14 protein-coding genes and 1 pseudogene are annotated in these 16,386 nt (G+C 34.9%); 2 read left to right on the forward strand and 13 right to left on the reverse strand.

The window, feature by feature from the left end; translation table 11 throughout:
* From ACW2QF_RS02900 to ACW2QF_RS02910, 3 genes are all read right to left on the reverse strand, one after another.
* Positions 1–1,296, reverse strand: a 1,296-nt coding sequence (locus ACW2QF_RS02900; RefSeq protein WP_455714494.1) for an ATP-binding protein, incomplete at its 3' end; no start/stop codon positions are given.
* On the reverse strand, positions 1,287–1,946 hold the full coding sequence (locus ACW2QF_RS02905) for a response regulator transcription factor (protein ID WP_455714495.1): 660 nt from the start codon (positions 1,944–1,946) through the stop codon (positions 1,287–1,289). The genes ACW2QF_RS02905 and ACW2QF_RS02900, both read right to left, overlap by 10 nt.
* Positions 1,947–1,978: 32 nt before the next feature.
* Positions 1,979–2,467 carry a NisI/SpaI family lantibiotic immunity lipoprotein gene (locus tag ACW2QF_RS02910; RefSeq protein WP_455714496.1) on the reverse strand — a complete coding sequence of 163 codons (489 nt, stop codon included), beginning with the start codon at positions 2,465–2,467 and terminating at the stop codon, positions 1,979–1,981.
* Positions 2,468–2,675: 208 nt separating this feature from the next.
* On the opposite strand from ACW2QF_RS02910, the gene ACW2QF_RS02915 reads away from it, so the two are divergent.
* Positions 2,676–4,091, forward strand: coding sequence for a PQQ-dependent sugar dehydrogenase (locus ACW2QF_RS02915; protein ID WP_455714497.1), 1,416 nt, complete (start codon positions 2,676–2,678; stop codon positions 4,089–4,091).
* 44 nt (positions 4,092–4,135) lie between these two features.
* Positions 4,136–4,648: a hypothetical protein gene (locus ACW2QF_RS02920; RefSeq protein ID WP_455714498.1), complete on the forward strand. Its 513-nt coding sequence runs from the start codon at positions 4,136–4,138 to the stop codon at positions 4,646–4,648.
* Positions 4,649–4,681: 33 nt separating this feature from the next.
* Here ACW2QF_RS02920 and ACW2QF_RS02925 read toward each other — a convergent pair whose 3' ends face one another.
* The 10 genes and pseudogenes from ACW2QF_RS02925 to ACW2QF_RS02970 form a co-directional block, all read right to left on the reverse strand.
* Complete coding sequence (locus ACW2QF_RS02925; protein WP_455714499.1) at positions 4,682–5,890, reverse strand: DNA glycosylase AlkZ-like family protein; 1,209 nt, start codon at positions 5,888–5,890, stop codon at positions 4,682–4,684.
* Between the two features lie 238 nt (positions 5,891–6,128).
* Positions 6,129–8,099, reverse strand: a complete 1,971-nt coding sequence (locus ACW2QF_RS02930) for an oxidoreductase (RefSeq protein ID WP_455714500.1) — start codon at positions 8,097–8,099, stop codon at positions 6,129–6,131.
* Between the two features lie 216 nt (positions 8,100–8,315).
* Positions 8,316–9,551, reverse strand: a complete 1,236-nt coding sequence (locus ACW2QF_RS02935; RefSeq protein ID WP_455714501.1) for a hypothetical protein — start codon at positions 9,549–9,551, stop codon at positions 8,316–8,318.
* A complete protein-coding gene (locus ACW2QF_RS02940) occupies positions 9,542–10,615 on the reverse strand; it encodes a DUF58 domain-containing protein (protein WP_455714502.1) in 1,074 nt (357 codons plus the stop codon). Before ACW2QF_RS02940 ends, ACW2QF_RS02935 begins: the two co-directional genes overlap by 10 nt.
* Positions 10,616–10,644: 29 nt before the next feature.
* Entirely contained in the window at positions 10,645–11,601 is a 957-nt protein-coding gene (locus tag ACW2QF_RS02945) for an AAA family ATPase (protein ID WP_455714503.1), read from the reverse strand.
* Between the two features lie 71 nt (positions 11,602–11,672).
* A complete protein-coding gene (locus ACW2QF_RS02950; RefSeq protein ID WP_455714504.1) occupies positions 11,673–13,439 on the reverse strand; it encodes an ABC transporter ATP-binding protein in 1,767 nt (588 codons plus the stop codon).
* Positions 13,432–14,337: an ABC transporter ATP-binding protein gene (locus tag ACW2QF_RS02955; RefSeq protein WP_455714517.1), complete on the reverse strand. Its 906-nt coding sequence runs from the start codon at positions 14,335–14,337 to the stop codon at positions 13,432–13,434. Before ACW2QF_RS02955 ends, ACW2QF_RS02950 begins: the two co-directional genes overlap by 8 nt.
* Positions 14,320–15,120: pseudogene (locus tag ACW2QF_RS02960) on the reverse strand (ABC transporter transmembrane domain-containing protein); the annotation flags it as partial. The gene ACW2QF_RS02955 and the pseudogene ACW2QF_RS02960, both read right to left, overlap by 18 nt.
* A 29-nt stretch (positions 15,121–15,149) precedes the next feature.
* Positions 15,150–16,187 carry a hypothetical protein gene (locus ACW2QF_RS02965; RefSeq protein WP_455714505.1) on the reverse strand — a complete coding sequence of 346 codons (1,038 nt, stop codon included), beginning with the start codon at positions 16,185–16,187 and terminating at the stop codon, positions 15,150–15,152.
* Between the two features lie 11 nt (positions 16,188–16,198).
* Positions 16,199–16,386 (reverse strand): phosphopantetheine-binding protein (locus ACW2QF_RS02970; protein WP_455714506.1); only part of this gene is annotated, 188 nt, incomplete at its 5' end.

Consider the following 16,386-nt stretch of genomic DNA (forward strand, 5'->3'; position numbering starts at 1 on the left):
CCCGTCATATGCCTTAGCAACTTCAGAAGCAATATACATACCAAGACCATAATTCTCATTAGAACGTTCTTTTCGATTGGTATAGAACTGCTTTGTAGCATTCTCTATAGCTTCCTCACTAAAACCAGAACCGAAATCCTCTATTAATACCCGAAATATTCCTTCTTTGTAAGTAAAGGAAGCGCATATTTTTGTTGCTGAAGTCGTATGGGAATGCTCGATAGCATTTTTAATAATATTAATGATTGCTCGTGTTATTAATTCTTGATCCACAAGTATGGTTTCATTCTGATGTGAAATTGTTGTTACTAAATCCATTCCTTTTGTTTTGCATAAATCTTCTGCCTCCGTTATAATCCTATTAAGGAAACGATCAATTGGAAGCATTTCATTATTTTTTGATATGGTAAATTCACTCTTTGTTGCTTCAATCAACAATTTAATATACCTCTCAATTTTATCTATATTACTGCATATAGTAGAAGCATCCTCATAAATAGGTGTTAACTCAGTTTCTTCCAATATTAACTGTGCATTTCCCTTCATTATTGTAAGTGGTGTTCGAATATCATGGGCTAGTGCTGAAATGTGTGATTTTCTCATTTGTTCTGACTCCCATTCCTTTTTAAGGGAATCTGATAAGGCTATTTTCATATCGTTTAGTGCAACCAATACTTGATTTAATTCTTTAATTGTTGAATATTCCGTATCAAATTCTAATTCTTTATTCTGTATTTGATCCACAACTCCCAGTAGAGGCTTTAATTCTTTCTTTAATCTTCTTCCAATACTTGCTGCATTCACTACTAAAAGAGCAATAAAAACAACGAGAACTAAAAATATGGCTATAATATCTGGTCTTGGTAAGAACTTATCTAAAGTACCACTTGCAAAGCGAGCCGTGACCGTATACTGTATAACACAATAACCATCATTTCGTGGAATCACGTAAAATCTATTACCTGATGTGGACTCACTATTAATTGCCTTTTTAGCTTTATTAATTATATCTTTGTTCAAATTCCCCTCTATGTACTGGTAATTACTATCGAATATTCCATAGGTACATGTACTGGGTATTAATGTCTTATCAAATGGTTCACTTACTGCAATTGCATCTATATTCCTCTCTATAGCCCTCTCTGAATAGTTAGCTGGTAGAATCGTCTCCGTATTGAGGCCTACCTGAAACAGTATAAGAATTGTAGCGATTTCAAACAAAACACCAAATGATAGAATAATCATTTGCTTTAAGACTATTAAGAATAATGTACTCTGCTTTCTTTTTAAACCCATTTATACCCAATCCCCCAAACTGTTTCTATCGGATTTTTCCCCTTACTGGTAAGCTTTGCTCTGATATTTTTTATATGTTCCCGTATGGTACTATTATCACTTTCCGAGTCATAACCGTAAATTCCTACAAGTATTTGTTCTAATGAAAATACCTGCCCTTTGCTTCTTATTAGAAATTCGCAGATTTCATATTCACTTTTGGTAAGTTTAATACGATCTTGATTCAAATAAAGTGCTTTTTCTGATAAATCTACTATGAAATCATCTGCTAATAGTTTCTGTCGATATTCTCTTTGTTCTCTCCTTAGATGAGCATTCACTCTCGCACGTAACTCCCCTAAACCAAATGGTTTTTTTATGTAATCATCTGCTCCAATTGCTAATCCCTGAGTTAAATCTTCTTCCATTGTCTTAGCCGTAATAAATATAATAGGACAATCCACTTTTTCCCGTATCTTCCTACAGTATGTAAATCCATCTATGCCAGGCATCATAACATCTAAAAGGATGAGATCATATCGGATAAGCAAGTTTTCTTCTACCTGGTTCACATTATTAAAAGTATCTACCCTGTGACAATCCTTTTCAAGTGCCCTTTTTATAATAGAAAGTATTTGCATATCATCATCGATTGCAAGTATCGTAGCCATTTCATCACCACCCTAATTTTATTATACCATAATTACTTACTAACAGCCTCCATATATTTTGAGTTCAATACAACTGCAACCTTTTCAGATGTATCGAAATCTTTTACGCTATATAGCCAACCAAAACTCAAAATATAACGCTCTTTTACCTTATTATCTCTTACAATATATGTTTTTCGCAACTCCACTTTATCCAAAATATTATAGTCCTCATCAATTGTTATGTATTCATTGATTTTTCCGATTGGAACGTCTATACTATCTACACTAATTTCATTCCCAATAATCGCATAAGTTTCATCACCTAGCGTAAATTCAGAAAATGTTTCTTTATTTAGTTCACCTTTTGGTAAATCTTTCTCTATTAATACATTCTCTATTGCAATATCAAATAAATCCTCGGTTTTGGAACAGCCAGATATATTGATTAAGCAAATACCTAAGAACAAACTTACTACATATCTTGCTTTTTGATGTTTAAAATTCTTACGAAGTTTTTTTGTTTCTAATATACATTTCATAATAAAAATCCTCCATACTTTATTCATAACTAAAGTATAGAGGACATTTATAAGGATTTTATAAGGATATAGAATTTAATTCTCAAAAAATGATTATTCTGTGCATTCATAATTGCGCCAATAGAAGCCACTGGATGTCCCAATTGGTATAATAGATTAGTTCCAATCATATTCATGTAAGAGATAATAATAAGAAGGATGATAGTAGATGCAAAATGTTAAAGTCCATTTACGCCCCCTGGTTATTAATATAAATTTACCTACGGTTCTAAAAACAGCTATACTTCCGGGAGACTCAATTGAAAGGCTATTTATAGCAACCCAGATAGGCGAAATCTTTTATATTGGAAATGGAGTTATAGAGACTTTTTTAGATATTCGCTCACGTATCTTAGCACTAGGTGTTTCTACTGGTGGATATGATGAACGAGGGTTGTTAGGACTAGCGTTCCATCCTGAATTTAATAAAAATGGTCTATTATATCTTCATTATTCAGTAGCTGGGACACAGGGGCCAAGTGCTCTTTCTAGTTCCTTTCAACCGAATCCCTGCGACTTAAGTACCCTAAACCTTAAGTGGACGAATAGAGAAGTACAATATAATCACATTGATACAGTTGAAGAATGGATTTTACAATCAAATGCTCAGCCTCAAAAAAGTCGGACATTACTTAATATAAGAAGGCCATTTCTTAATCATAATGGCGTTAATAGCCTAAACTTTTCACCTGAAACAGGAAAACTTGTTTTAACAACCGGAGATGGTGGATCAGGTTATGATCCTTTTAATCTTAGCCAAGATGATATGGAAATCGCAGGAAAGATAATTGAAATTGATGTAGATAAGAATACTTCAATTGCTAATTCTCCTGTAGTTACACGTTTTGATGAACTTCCTACATCTATTCAAGAAACTCTAACGGTAATTACTAAAGGGGTACGCAATATACCAGGAATCTCATTTCAAAGGCTTAATAATCAGTATATCAAATATGTGGGAAATGTCGGACAGGATTTGGTAGAGTCGATTTTTTCCTTCCTTCTATATAAACCAATACCGGTTACTGAACTTGTTCAGGCATCTTTAATGAAATCTGAACCTAATCTTGATGGATTTATTAACCTAGGCTGGCGAGGGTGGGAAGGTGATCTTCCTACTTCTATAATGAGGAGTTGCCCTACAAATTCATCTTTAGATACGAAAACAATCGCTTATTATGATGAAGCAGTAAAAACTTCTGTGCAACGACTTTATCCTCTTACTTGTTATTATCATAATGATTCTAGAACTGATAAATTCGGCGCAACTGCGCTTACAGGTATTCAGCCCTATATGGGAAATGAAATCTCCGATTTAACTGGAAAGGTTGTGTTTACCGATCTGGCTAAGGATGAAGAATCACCTCCTCCAAACAGAGGGGTTTTGGCTTATACTAACGTACGATCAGATTGTAAACTAAATGATTTCAGTGTTATTGAAACTGATTATGATTTTGGGGCACAATCGGCTTATTATGTAAGTTTGGGAACGAATATGGATCAAACCAGACTATATTTAGGCGTTTATACTTCTATGAATGTATCTAATTTTAACCAAGGCACTATTTTTGAAATCATTTCATAATTTGTTCTATAAAATAGTTCTTACTACTAGGGGATGTTATTTTATTGAAAAAAATAGATATCATTAAGTTTGTATGTGCTGGCGGTATGTTAACAGCATTAGCTGTACTATTCCAATCAGCACCTGTTTTCTTAGCTGCGTTAGGATTACTATTAAGTACATTAAGTACACTTCCTATTGCTATCGCTGCTGTATCAAATGTTTCACTTGGATTTTGTGTATTATTGTCATCTGCACTAATTCTTACTCTTATTAGTGTACAGGAAGCAATTATTCTTCTACTTAGTACTGGGTTGTTAGGTATTGTTATCGGAGCATTGCTTTATAAAAAGGGTATAATAATTTCCATCGTATTTTCCAGTATATCATTGGCTCTTGGGATGATATGCTTAACCTACATAATAGGCATTCCAGCTTTCTTAGATTTTGCTAACTCATTATCTACTTCTTTAACACTTATTATTTTTTTCTTATTTTCACTTGCATACGCTAGCATCTGGAATTTTTGCCTTATAAAATTTGTGAACTATCTTAAAAGAATTAAGGCGATTCGTTAATAACGCTACAATAAAGCAGGGAAAAAGGGGTTATCACAAAATGTGCCCCTTTACTGCAATGATTATTTCATTATTTTTCTTGGAACTTTCTGTGCCAAGAAATTTTGCGAACCGATTTAACTCACAGAAAATGCTTTCTAACATCGCCTCGCTCGGATTTATGTTTGGCTCCCACCACCAATTTTTAATGGTGAACAACTCTGACTTGCTAATTGCTTCAGGCTCAAATCTTGCTACAAATTGATTATTGTACATAACTGGAATAACATAGTATCCATACTTACGTTTTACAACAGGCGTATATACCTCCCAGCGATAGGAAAATCCAAAGATTTTTTCCAACAAAGTGCGATCCCACATTATATTATCTAACGGTGCTATAAATCTGGTATAGTCGCCTTTTTGCACATCATGAAGTCCTTGGTTCAGTTCCGGAATCGCATAAAAATCCTCTGATATACCTTCGATTTTACATAAATCAATTTCTCCATTTTCAACTAAATGATTCAAAGTTTTCTTTCTTAAGTCATTTTGGTCTAAGTAATGTCCTTGCCATGCACCTCCACGCTTATCCCATACAATTCCAATACAGGCTATTCTTCTTTTTACATACCAATTCAAAAATTCTTCCATCGACATATCATCAAAAGGGGAATATTCTTTATTTGAAATTATACGTTCCGTTAAGTCAAAATATTTTTGCGTTCCTTTTTTCTCTTTTATACAAAGTTCGCCTGTATTATAGAGATAATCTAACGCAACACTAGATAGCTTCTTATGTCCCCATCTACTTTCTCTCACTTCTCCAATGGAAATATCTTTCGTTCCCGTTGCACCATGTTCTGCAACAAAAGCCTTTACATCATCAATAATATCAAGTGCTCCCATCTGATTTCTATGTTGTAAGGTAGAAATAACCGATTTTGTATGTGCTTCTCGCACTTTTGTAAACTTTCCAAAATCCCTTGTGCAATAAATACACATCTCTTTATCAACACCATCAATCAAGCTATGTTCGTCATATAATAGAGAAAAAAGATGCTCTGGCTTATAATTATCTATTCTTGCCTGTAACACGAGATCAGCATTTCGTCCTACCACATTCAGAGGATCATACTGAATACTACCGATACGATTCATTATAGTCCTTACGCCATCAATCCCTGTAAGTTCTTCCTTTCCATCCAGATTTTGATATCGAATCAACATTTTAATTGCGTCTTCTTTTAAGTAAGTAGTCACTTTAATCCTCCATATCCCTCTACGATTTTTCGTATAATATCCTTTATATCCAGATAATAACATTAAAACTAATACTTTCATAAATGTAACAATTTTACACAACAGTGTCAACTACCAAGTATCCATTATAACTAATATGTTCTTTACTACCCAGTAATTTAGATCAACGGAAAAAGTGCGGTTCCAACTCATGAAACCGCACTTAAAATGTAGGCTACAAATTCGTGTAAGGCATTGACTACAATGTATAAGCAACTTCAAACCCGCTACGAACAGCTCCTTCAATACGACCAACCTTCGCTGCATCGCCAATTACGAATACTTTATCGCATAACTCTTTTGTAGCTTCCTCTAACGGATTCACAGAATGCACACCTAATGCTAAAACTACATAATCAATAGGATATTCTTCTTTCGTACCTTCTTTTACATTTTCAAGAACAACAGCCTTCTTTTTAATTTCTACTAATTTTGTCTTATCTTTATAAGTTACATTATATTTTGAGAGCTTATCCATAGCATCAAGATAATGCTGTACATAAAGTCCCTCTCCAACGGAATCTTTCATCTCCACAACTGTAACATCATTTCCTTTTTCACATAAGAACTCAGCAGTTTCTAGTCCAGTTGCACCAGATCCTATAACTGCCACTTTCTTACCTTCTAGTACTTTCTGCTCACATAACACTTCTTTGAATGTTACTGCATTCTCCAAATTGATTCCTGGTATTGATGCTGGCTTAATTGGTGCTCCACCAGTAGCCAAGATGATAGCATATGGATTATAAGAGGCAATTAATTCCTTCGTTGCTTCTACATTTGCTTGGATTGAAACACCTAACTTCTTAAGTTGAACTAATTCATACTCAACGATCCAATCCATCTTTTCTTTACGAGGAGGACGAGCGCCAATATTAATTTGTCCGCCAACCTTTCCTTCCTTCTCTAATACTACTACGTTGAAATTTCTTAATGCTAAAACTCTAGCAGCCTCTAGTCCAGCTACACCAGCTCCGACAACTACTACTGTTTTACCATCTCCGTCTTTTTTGTAGTCCGGATATTTATGTTCACGTCCTGCCCTTGGATTTACTCCACATTTAACTGGTCCAATTCCTGCAATGGCGTCACTTACTAAAGTTTCAAAACAGAATGTACAAGAGATACAACGATTGATTTCGTCTTCTCTTCCTTCCATCGCTTTCTTCGCCCACTCTGGATCCGCAACAACTGCACGACCTAATCCAACGAAATCAACTAAGCCTTCTTCTAACATCTTCTCAGCAAACCATGGCTCTTTAATCATATTAACAGCAATAACAGGTATCTGTACAGCATCTTTAACTGCACGTATTAATGGTGTACGGCAACCTTGTGGATATGTAGTTGGTTCTGATAAAGAATTGAAGGATTCATATATACCATTAGAGACATTAATGTAATCAATTCCTAGCTTCTCTAACTCTTGACAGACTTTTACGCCGTCTTCTATTCTAAGATATTCTTCCACCCCATTAGGTGCAAGTAATTCATCTACTGTTAAACGAATACCTAGGGTAAATTCCTTACCACAAGCACTACGAATTCCTTCGATAATTTCTTTTACAAATTGCAATCTTCCCTCAAATGAACCTCCGAATCGATCTGTACGTTGATTCGTATATGGACTTAAGAATTGTGAAATAAGATAACCGTGTGCACCATGTAATTCTACACCGTCTACTCCTGCTGCCTTGGCACGTTTTGCTCCTGCAACGAATTTTCCAATAACAGTTTCAACTTCTTCTGTGGTCATTTCATGGGTTTCTTGTGCACAAACACCACAGGATTTTGTTGATGATGACCAAACTGGTTCATTACTATTCAGATTCGAGAAAGTTTCTCTTCCTGGATGATGTAGTTGTACTAACACTTTAACATCTTCTTCGTGAATGGCTTGTACTGCCTTTGCTAGTGGTTCAATCTGTTCATCTCTGGCAACACTTGCCTGCCAAGGTGCTGCAACTCCATGTTCGTCATCGATACGCGTATTCTCCATAATAATCATACCGACTCCGCCTCTTGCACGTTCCATCAGATATGCTAGGAAATCCTCTCCAACACATTGATTGTCATCTGATATTCCCATTGCTAATGGGCACATTACAACACGATTTTTAATAGATAAGTTACCAATCTTTCCTTGTTCAAATAATTTTGAATACTTCATGTACTGTCCTCTCCTTTACTAAAGTCAACTAAGTTGTAGACTTACGAATAATAAAAGTTTTGCAGTTACCATTTAGATAGCCAAAAGGGCACAAATACCTGCGTATCGCGCCTCCATATCTTATAGTATATAATACTGATTTTTTCCTGTCAAGACAGCTGTAATATCATATATTAACTCTTTAAAATATTAAGTCAACTACGGTATATCCTTTATTTATATCTTTCCGTATCTTGCTTTTTCATAACGTACATGCAGTTCTTTCCCCTCATCTGTTTCAGCAATCCCCGCCCCGATCTCAATTTCGAGTGGAGTTTCATAACCAAGCGGTGGTTCCTTTCGGTGCTTCTTAATTACCTTTCGGTATTGTCGTCTGATTTTTTCTCTTTCCGAATCGTTCCTTACCTCATTCTTATCTGAATCCACTTTACTCTCTACAACCTCTGATTCTTTTAGTTCCTCAACGATATCACCATTTTCATCATAGGCCTCTCTGAAAATATGAAAGTTCTCTCGGATTTTCTTGATGATTACTATCACAATCGCTACCATTATTCCTGAACCAAGTAAATAGAAAAAGATATTAAGCCATATTGGTGCTTCTTTAGGCTCTCCCTCTTCTTCTACATATTCCAGAAATGGATCTTTCGTTGTTTTACTTGACTGTTCATTTTCCAGATCACTATAATCAACTTCTCTTTCCAAAACCCATGCTCTATAATCTTCATATTGCCTTTTATTAATAGTAAGAAGTGAAGGAATGACAGAAATTCCAAGTAATAAAATAAAGATTGCAAGAAAGTTGCCGCTTATTACATATAATCTCTTAATTGGCACATTACGCACGGTATTGTTTTGGGATAAATATTCTTCTGTGTTATCAATATATTTATATAGGATTAAAACGATCAGATAAATAATCGAACTGATAAGGGCGACATTACACATATGAGGGTTATCAAAATTCTTGCATAACAGATACACGATTACAAAAATAGCATTTCCTAATATGCTTGGTTTATTTAACAAATCATATTCTGGTTCCCAATATGGATTGTTCACCATATTCGTTTCCTTACTTTTTATTTTGTGCATTCGGTCAGTGAAACGAAAAACGATTACCATTATTGTCTCAAACATAATAATAATCACATATCCCCACATCAATTTGTTATTAGTTAATACGGGGCCTAGTAACCAAGCACTTAGGCCTACTATCGCAATAGTTATAATGCAAATTATTATATAGTTGATTAATTTTTTACATTTATTAATCGCAACACTTGTTACTATGATTGGAAAGAGAATCAGAAGACTCTTATAATACAAAACAGTTTCTATACTCTTCTCCTGCTTCATTCCCAGTGCATAGAGCACTGGTATTATAATTGCTAATAATAGGGTGGCGTGAATCCAGCCTGTCATACTTTTAATTCTATTTCTCAACTGCATGTCACCTCCCTCTTTACCACATGGAGATTACCAGGAGTATCCGCTTTGCAAACTTCCTCCTTACTAAAAGGAACCACCCATATGCCTTGCTTTTCTTTGCCTACGAAACTTTCTAACATCTGTTGATATTTTGATACATTTTTTGAGATTACGATGACTATAGCATCTTTTGGCGGATTATTAAGTATCTCTTCAAAAGAGACTACTTCTTCCTCAGCACTTAGTAGGGAAAGTACCCGTTCTATCTTATGCAACTGATTCGTTCCACCTTCAGGCTCAATTCGTATAGTTTCTTTCTTCTCTTTTTCTTTCATATTCACGCATAATCCTACTTCCATTCCCTTATTAATTAGTTTATCAGTCAGAGTTGCTGCAACACAAATTCCTTCTTCAATTAGTGGATCATACTGATAGATTCCTATATCCTCCACATCAAGATAAATCATAATGCTTTCTGTAATTGTGGACTCAAAAGTATTCACCATTAGATTTCCTGTTTTAGCGCTGGACTTCCAATTAATTGTTTTCAAGGGATCTGTTATGGTATATTCACGAATGGAATTAAATGCAAAAGGATCATCATAAATCTGCCTAGCACATTGCAAAGTACCCATTATTTTTGCACTAGCTAGTAGTATGTTTGATACATCTGTCCTTTTTGCATATACATAGATATTCGTATTTACAGGCTTTTCTCTAATATACATATCTCTATATAATAAGGAATATGCCTTGTAATTCATCTTACTAATCTCATAATATCCTCTCTTCATACAATCAATTGTAAGTCGTCTTGTAATCCTTTGATTTCCAAGCATTGAAAATATATCTCTTCTATATGTAAAATCACTTATTTGTATGTTTTCCATGTCTCGAAAGCTAAGCTCCCTGCGCAAACGAAAATACACTTCTAATACTGGTATGGGAATTCTTTTTCTATTTTCAATCTTCTCGATTAACTGCGTCTGCTCTCCCTCATAAACATAATTCTGTAGGAAATTCATATAAACTACTATATTTTTATCCCAATTCTTTTTGAAATAGACTTTCCAACCTAACGCCACCAAACATACTCCTAACAAAAATAATAGTATCATACTCTTGTCCAATCCTCAGTAGGTAATGTTATACTCTGTAGTAATCCATTAAGTAATACTGTCTTTTGCTGTTCACTACTATCTACTGAAATCCATCTGTGATTTAATACTGGTATCGCTACTTTCTTAATATCTTCTGGAACTACATAATCTCTACCCTGTACCATCGCATAGCCTTGTGATGCTCGTAAAAGTGCAAGTGTTCCTCTCGGGCTCACTCCTTCTACAACTCCTATATTTCCTGCATAGGTAGTCGCTGTTCTTCTAGTAGCTTGAACAAGATTTACTATATAGTCCCTTAAATCCTCATGTACATATACTTGACGGCATTGTTTTTGTAATTCCAAAATCTCACTTAATGAACATACAGACTCAATTGTCTGTAGTGGTTCCGAATTGATATAACGATCAATCAACTCTCGTTCTTCTTTATTATTCAAACACCCCATGCAGATTTTCATTAGAAAACGATCCATCTGCGCTTCTGGTAGTGGAAAACAACCAATAGTTTCCACAGGATTTTGGGTAGCAATAACAAAAAACGGTGCTTCTAGAATCCTTGTTTCTCCATCAACGGTAACCTGTCCTTCTGCCATGCATTCAAGTAAACTGGATTGGGTTCTTGGAGTAGCACGGTTAATTTCATCTGCCAACAACAGATTAGCAAACACTGGTCCTTCTTTGAAAACAAACTTACCTTTTTCTTGATTATAGTAGGAAAGCCCCGTTACATCACTTGGTAATAAATCCGGAGTAAACTGTACTCTTCCAAAGGTAAACTCCATGGATTTTGCAAGTGATTTCGCTAATACTGTTTTTCCTGTACCAGGTACGTCTTCTAACAGCACATGACCTCCTGCTGCTAGTGACGTTAGTAATAAATCTATTACCTCTTCCTTACCTACAATAACCTTTGAAACGTTATCCCTTATTCTACTAAATATATCCTCCACATTAATGTCCTCCTTTTATTGTTATCTAATGATAGAATTCAAGTAATAAAATGTCAATATTTTCTTGAAAACTATACATACTGCATATTGAATAATTCCTTATATCTTCCATTTAGAGACATTAACATCTCGTGATTACCTTCTTCTATTATCGTCCCTTTTTCCAATACAACAATTCTATCCATTTTCTTTATGGTAGATAGTCGATGAGCTATAATAATCGCAGTACGACTGGTAACAAGATTATTAAGTGCCTTTTGTACCTCTTGTTCTGATTGAGAGTCCAGGGCTGAAGTTGCTTCATCTAACAAGATAATTGGTGAATTTTTTAGAAATGCTCTAGCAATAGCAATTCTTTGACGCTGACCACCTGATAACTGTGCTCCCCTCTCTCCTACTTTTGTATCAAGTCCATCTGGAAGTGAACTTACAAACTCTCGTAAGTAGGCATCATCTACTGCCTTTTGTAGTTCTTCTTCTGTAGCATCTGGTCTTCCCCATAGAATATTTTCTCTTATGCTAGTATCAAAAAGGTAACAATCCTGAGGTACATAAGAGTACTGTTTTCGAAGCGTAGCAAGGCTGTACTCTTGTACGGAGTTTCCAAAGACTTTAATGTCTCCGTCATTTTCTTTTGCAAAGGCTAACAATAGTTTAAACAGTGAACTTTTTCCACCACCACTTCCGCCTACTACTGCTAACTTTTCTCCATTTTTAACCGAAATAGAAAAGTCTTCAAATATTGGATCGCTGTCTTTTTCATATCGGAAATCAAGATGACTGATTTCAATTGCATTCTCCGACTTATACATTGGTGAAGCATTGTCTTGTCTTACTTCCTCTTCTTCTACTTCAAGGAATTCTAACAAACGTTCTGCACTTACAATATATTTCTGCATCTGTGCAAATTTTTGTCCCAACTGAGAAATAATATCTGACAGACTGAATTGAAGGCTCGAAATAAAAATAACGGTTGGTATGTCAATCAAATTCTTATGAGACAGCCATAATCCAATAATAGTGGTCCCTGTAAAGGAAAGGAAGCACTGTAACTCACTGGTAAGGTATATTAATGCTTTCTTACCAATGAGGGCAATATTAGAATTATACATCTGATCAGTCCATTTTTGATATTTCTTCGAAAGAAGTTTTTCCATTCCAAAAATACGAGATACCATCGTTCCAGACAAAGCGTTGACAATCTCTTTTGAAGCATTTGCAGAAGACTGCTTCACATCCCACTCCTTTTTCTTTAACATTTTCGTTAATTTACTGATTATTATGACGTTAAAGAAGCTGATTACGATGGATATTAATCCTAATATCCAATTACTGCATATGGTAATCACACATATTGCAACTACCGTAAAAATCAGAGCAAAAGGATTTCCTTGACCTACAGTAGGATAGGCTACCAACTGAATGGCATCGTAAAAATCCGTAGTTGCTCTAGATATAACATCTCCAGAGTGTTTCGATTCCATATAAGAAACTGGTAACTTTTCCATATGTGTAAATAGTTTTTCTCTGATACTTCCAGAGACCCTTGCATAAGTGGTATATACATTCCCAAAACAGATTGGATATACAATGGCACCAAATGCCATAAGAAGAATACTTTGAATAATAAACTGGTACAATCCCTTCATTTCACCGTCCATACAAACAGAAGTGATTTTACTAGTCAAAAAACTTCCAGCAAAAGCTTGGTAAAGATTCATAGTACAACCAATTAAAAAGCCTGCGTAGAAACGGAATTTCCATGGGTCAGCATATTTCCATATTTTTTTGATAGTCTGAAAGGATTTCTTTTTGCTATTCACCTTATGGTTACTCATGGAAAGTCACCTCCTTTTCCTGCATTTCATATAACGACTTATACACTCCATTCTTACTCATTAACTGCTCATGAGTACCTTCTTGCGCAATGACTCCTTGGTCCAAACATATAATACGATCAACGTTACGAATGGAGGATAATCGGTGAGCAATCGTAATAGATGTTTTATCTTTGGTCAGCTGGTCAATCGCTTGATTTACATAATATTCAGATTCTGTATCCAGTGCCGATGTTGGTTCATCTAGTAATACGATACTTGCATTTTTCAGTAGTGCCCTAGCAATACAGACCCTCTGACGTTGTCCACCAGAGAGTTTCACCCCACGTTCACCTAATTGGTCATGAATGTTAAGATTTGAAAGCCCTACCATATCAATAACTCTCTTAATATCTTCCTCGGTAGCATTCTGATTACCATAACTGACATTTTCATAAATACTCCCTGGAAACAAGAACGCATCTTGGCCTACATAAGACATTTGTTTTCTTAAACAATCCCTCTTCCAATCAGAAACATCATTACCGAATACCTTGATTTCTCCACTATCTTTTTCAAAAAAATCAGCTAGTAAATTCAAGATTGTTGATTTTCCGCCACCTGATGTTCCTACTAGCGCTACTTTCTCACCCTTTTTAACAGAAAAATCAATACCATGGAGAATCTCATTATCTTCGTTATATCCAAAGGTAACATGATGAAATTCTACTGGAATGTCATTTTCTTTTTCTACTTTATCTCCACCTTCACTTTCTGTTTCAACATCCCAAACTTCAAAAATTCTTGAAACAATTCCTGCCGATTCATACATATCACGAATCATCCATGGAAGGGAACCGATTGGTTCCAAAGCGCTATCTGCAATAAAAACAAAAGAAATCAAAGCTCCTAATGTCATATCATGGTGAAGAACCAGATACCCCCCCACTGCCATCTCAATAACTCTCGGTAAAAAATGCATCATCATATTAATTGGTAGAATTAAGAACTCTAAGGAAAAGCTTTTGACATTGGCTTTTACGCTTTCATCAAGTTTTTGTTTGTATTTTTTACTCATTGTTTCTTCTAATCCAAATGCTTTACTTATGGTAAGACCGCCTATCTAATCCATAAACATAGCATTGGCTTTTCCGTCTGCTGTGGCCCTTATTTCTCCAAGCATTGCTATTGGTCTTGCAAGAAGAAACTGTACAAAAGCAAGTGCTGGAATCACAATAAATGTAACGAGTGAAAGTTTCCAGTTCAGAATAAAACAGGTAATAACAGATATAATTAATGCGAGTATTTGTGACATCTGCCATGTTAAGAACTGATTTACTACATCTACCATTTTATTGAGATCCCCATTAATTCTTGATAAAACATCACCCTGATGGGCAGCGTCAAGCCAGGACATCTTAGCTTTAGTAATATGACTATAGGTATAGAGCCTCATTCTTCTAATACAAACTTCGCTTACTTTATTCACCCTATAGTTCACCTGATAACTGATTACCAGCTTGAATAACTGAATGATACAGATAATAAGTATGAAATGGATAAAGATATCTATCTTATTCTCCGAAATGCTGTCAATCATCCTACCTACCATATAATCATTACTGGTTAATAGTATCTTCTCTACCAAAAGTAAAAGGATTGCGATAATAAAATAAGGGACTGATTTTTTATTCAAGGTCATAAAACGTTTTAATAGCTCAAAAAAGCCACCTAATTCTTTTTCTTCTTCCACATCTCCACCTCACTTAATAATAGTTCCATTGCTTGTTGTAAAATTTCCATGTTGGTATCATAACTTGTTAGGATTTTTTGCTGTAATTTCTCACCACGAACTTCTATGTATTTGATATAGGTACTAATGAGAGATTTGTATTTTCCCTCAAGGGTTGTGAATAGTTCTATACAAGCACTATCACTTACAAGATAGCCTTGTTGAATCAGATATTCAATTCTCTTGTTCATTAATAGAACATACTCCCAAAGTAGGTATATATTCTTATTACAATGAAAGATCTGTTCATCATTAGCTTGTATGAAATATTCTCTAAATTGTCTTAACGCTTCCATACCAAAATACATATTTTCTCTCTTATTAAAGCAATTGTCATAGTGATCAGAAGACCTAGTAGAATTTAAGAATTCCTTAATCTGTCTAATGAGACTTTGAATATCAAATTCATAAGGAGATCCTTGTTCATTATATCGAAGCAAATATATCATATCCAAATCTTCAAACTCGGCTTTTTTACAACCGTAATAAGCCTCTTTGACTAAATCAAAATCTAATGTTTCATATATAAAATGCCTTGTATTATCATATCCATAGGTGCATAACTTCTTCTCCTCTTTATCATAACCATAGAAAAATGTGGTATGGATATAATGCTCTCTTTTATAAGAAATTCTGTTTGGAATATAGTATTCATCTAGGTAAAGGTAGAGGTAATTCCCACTATCTAATGAATCAATAATAAAATCAATAATATCAACTTTATACCTAGCAAGTATTTCTTTATGAATAACCTGATAATTCATTAAAGGATTCCGTGTATTCCACAAACGATTATTGATATCTGTATAATAATATCTTAACGAGCTAGCGGAATCTGAGGGTAAAAAGTACAGCTGAATGAAATTACAATACAACCATGCTTTGGTTTCTTCATGATTCATCAGCACGGATAAGGGATACACATAATCCGGATATGCATTAATGACTGGTTCTGTTATTGGTAATATCTTCTTCATACTTACTCCTCCTATAACATAATTAATCTTCTTGCCATCTTCTCAATAACGGCACCTTTCATTACATCGTTTACATTCAGGTGATATCCCTGATCTTTCAGTTTTGCCACCAATAGAGTTGCTTTCATGGAATTTCCTCCTAGATCAAAGAAATTATCCGATGCACCAACCTGCTCCATTTCAAGAACCTCTTCTACCG

This window comes from Anaerosporobacter sp. (assembly GCF_965301125.1).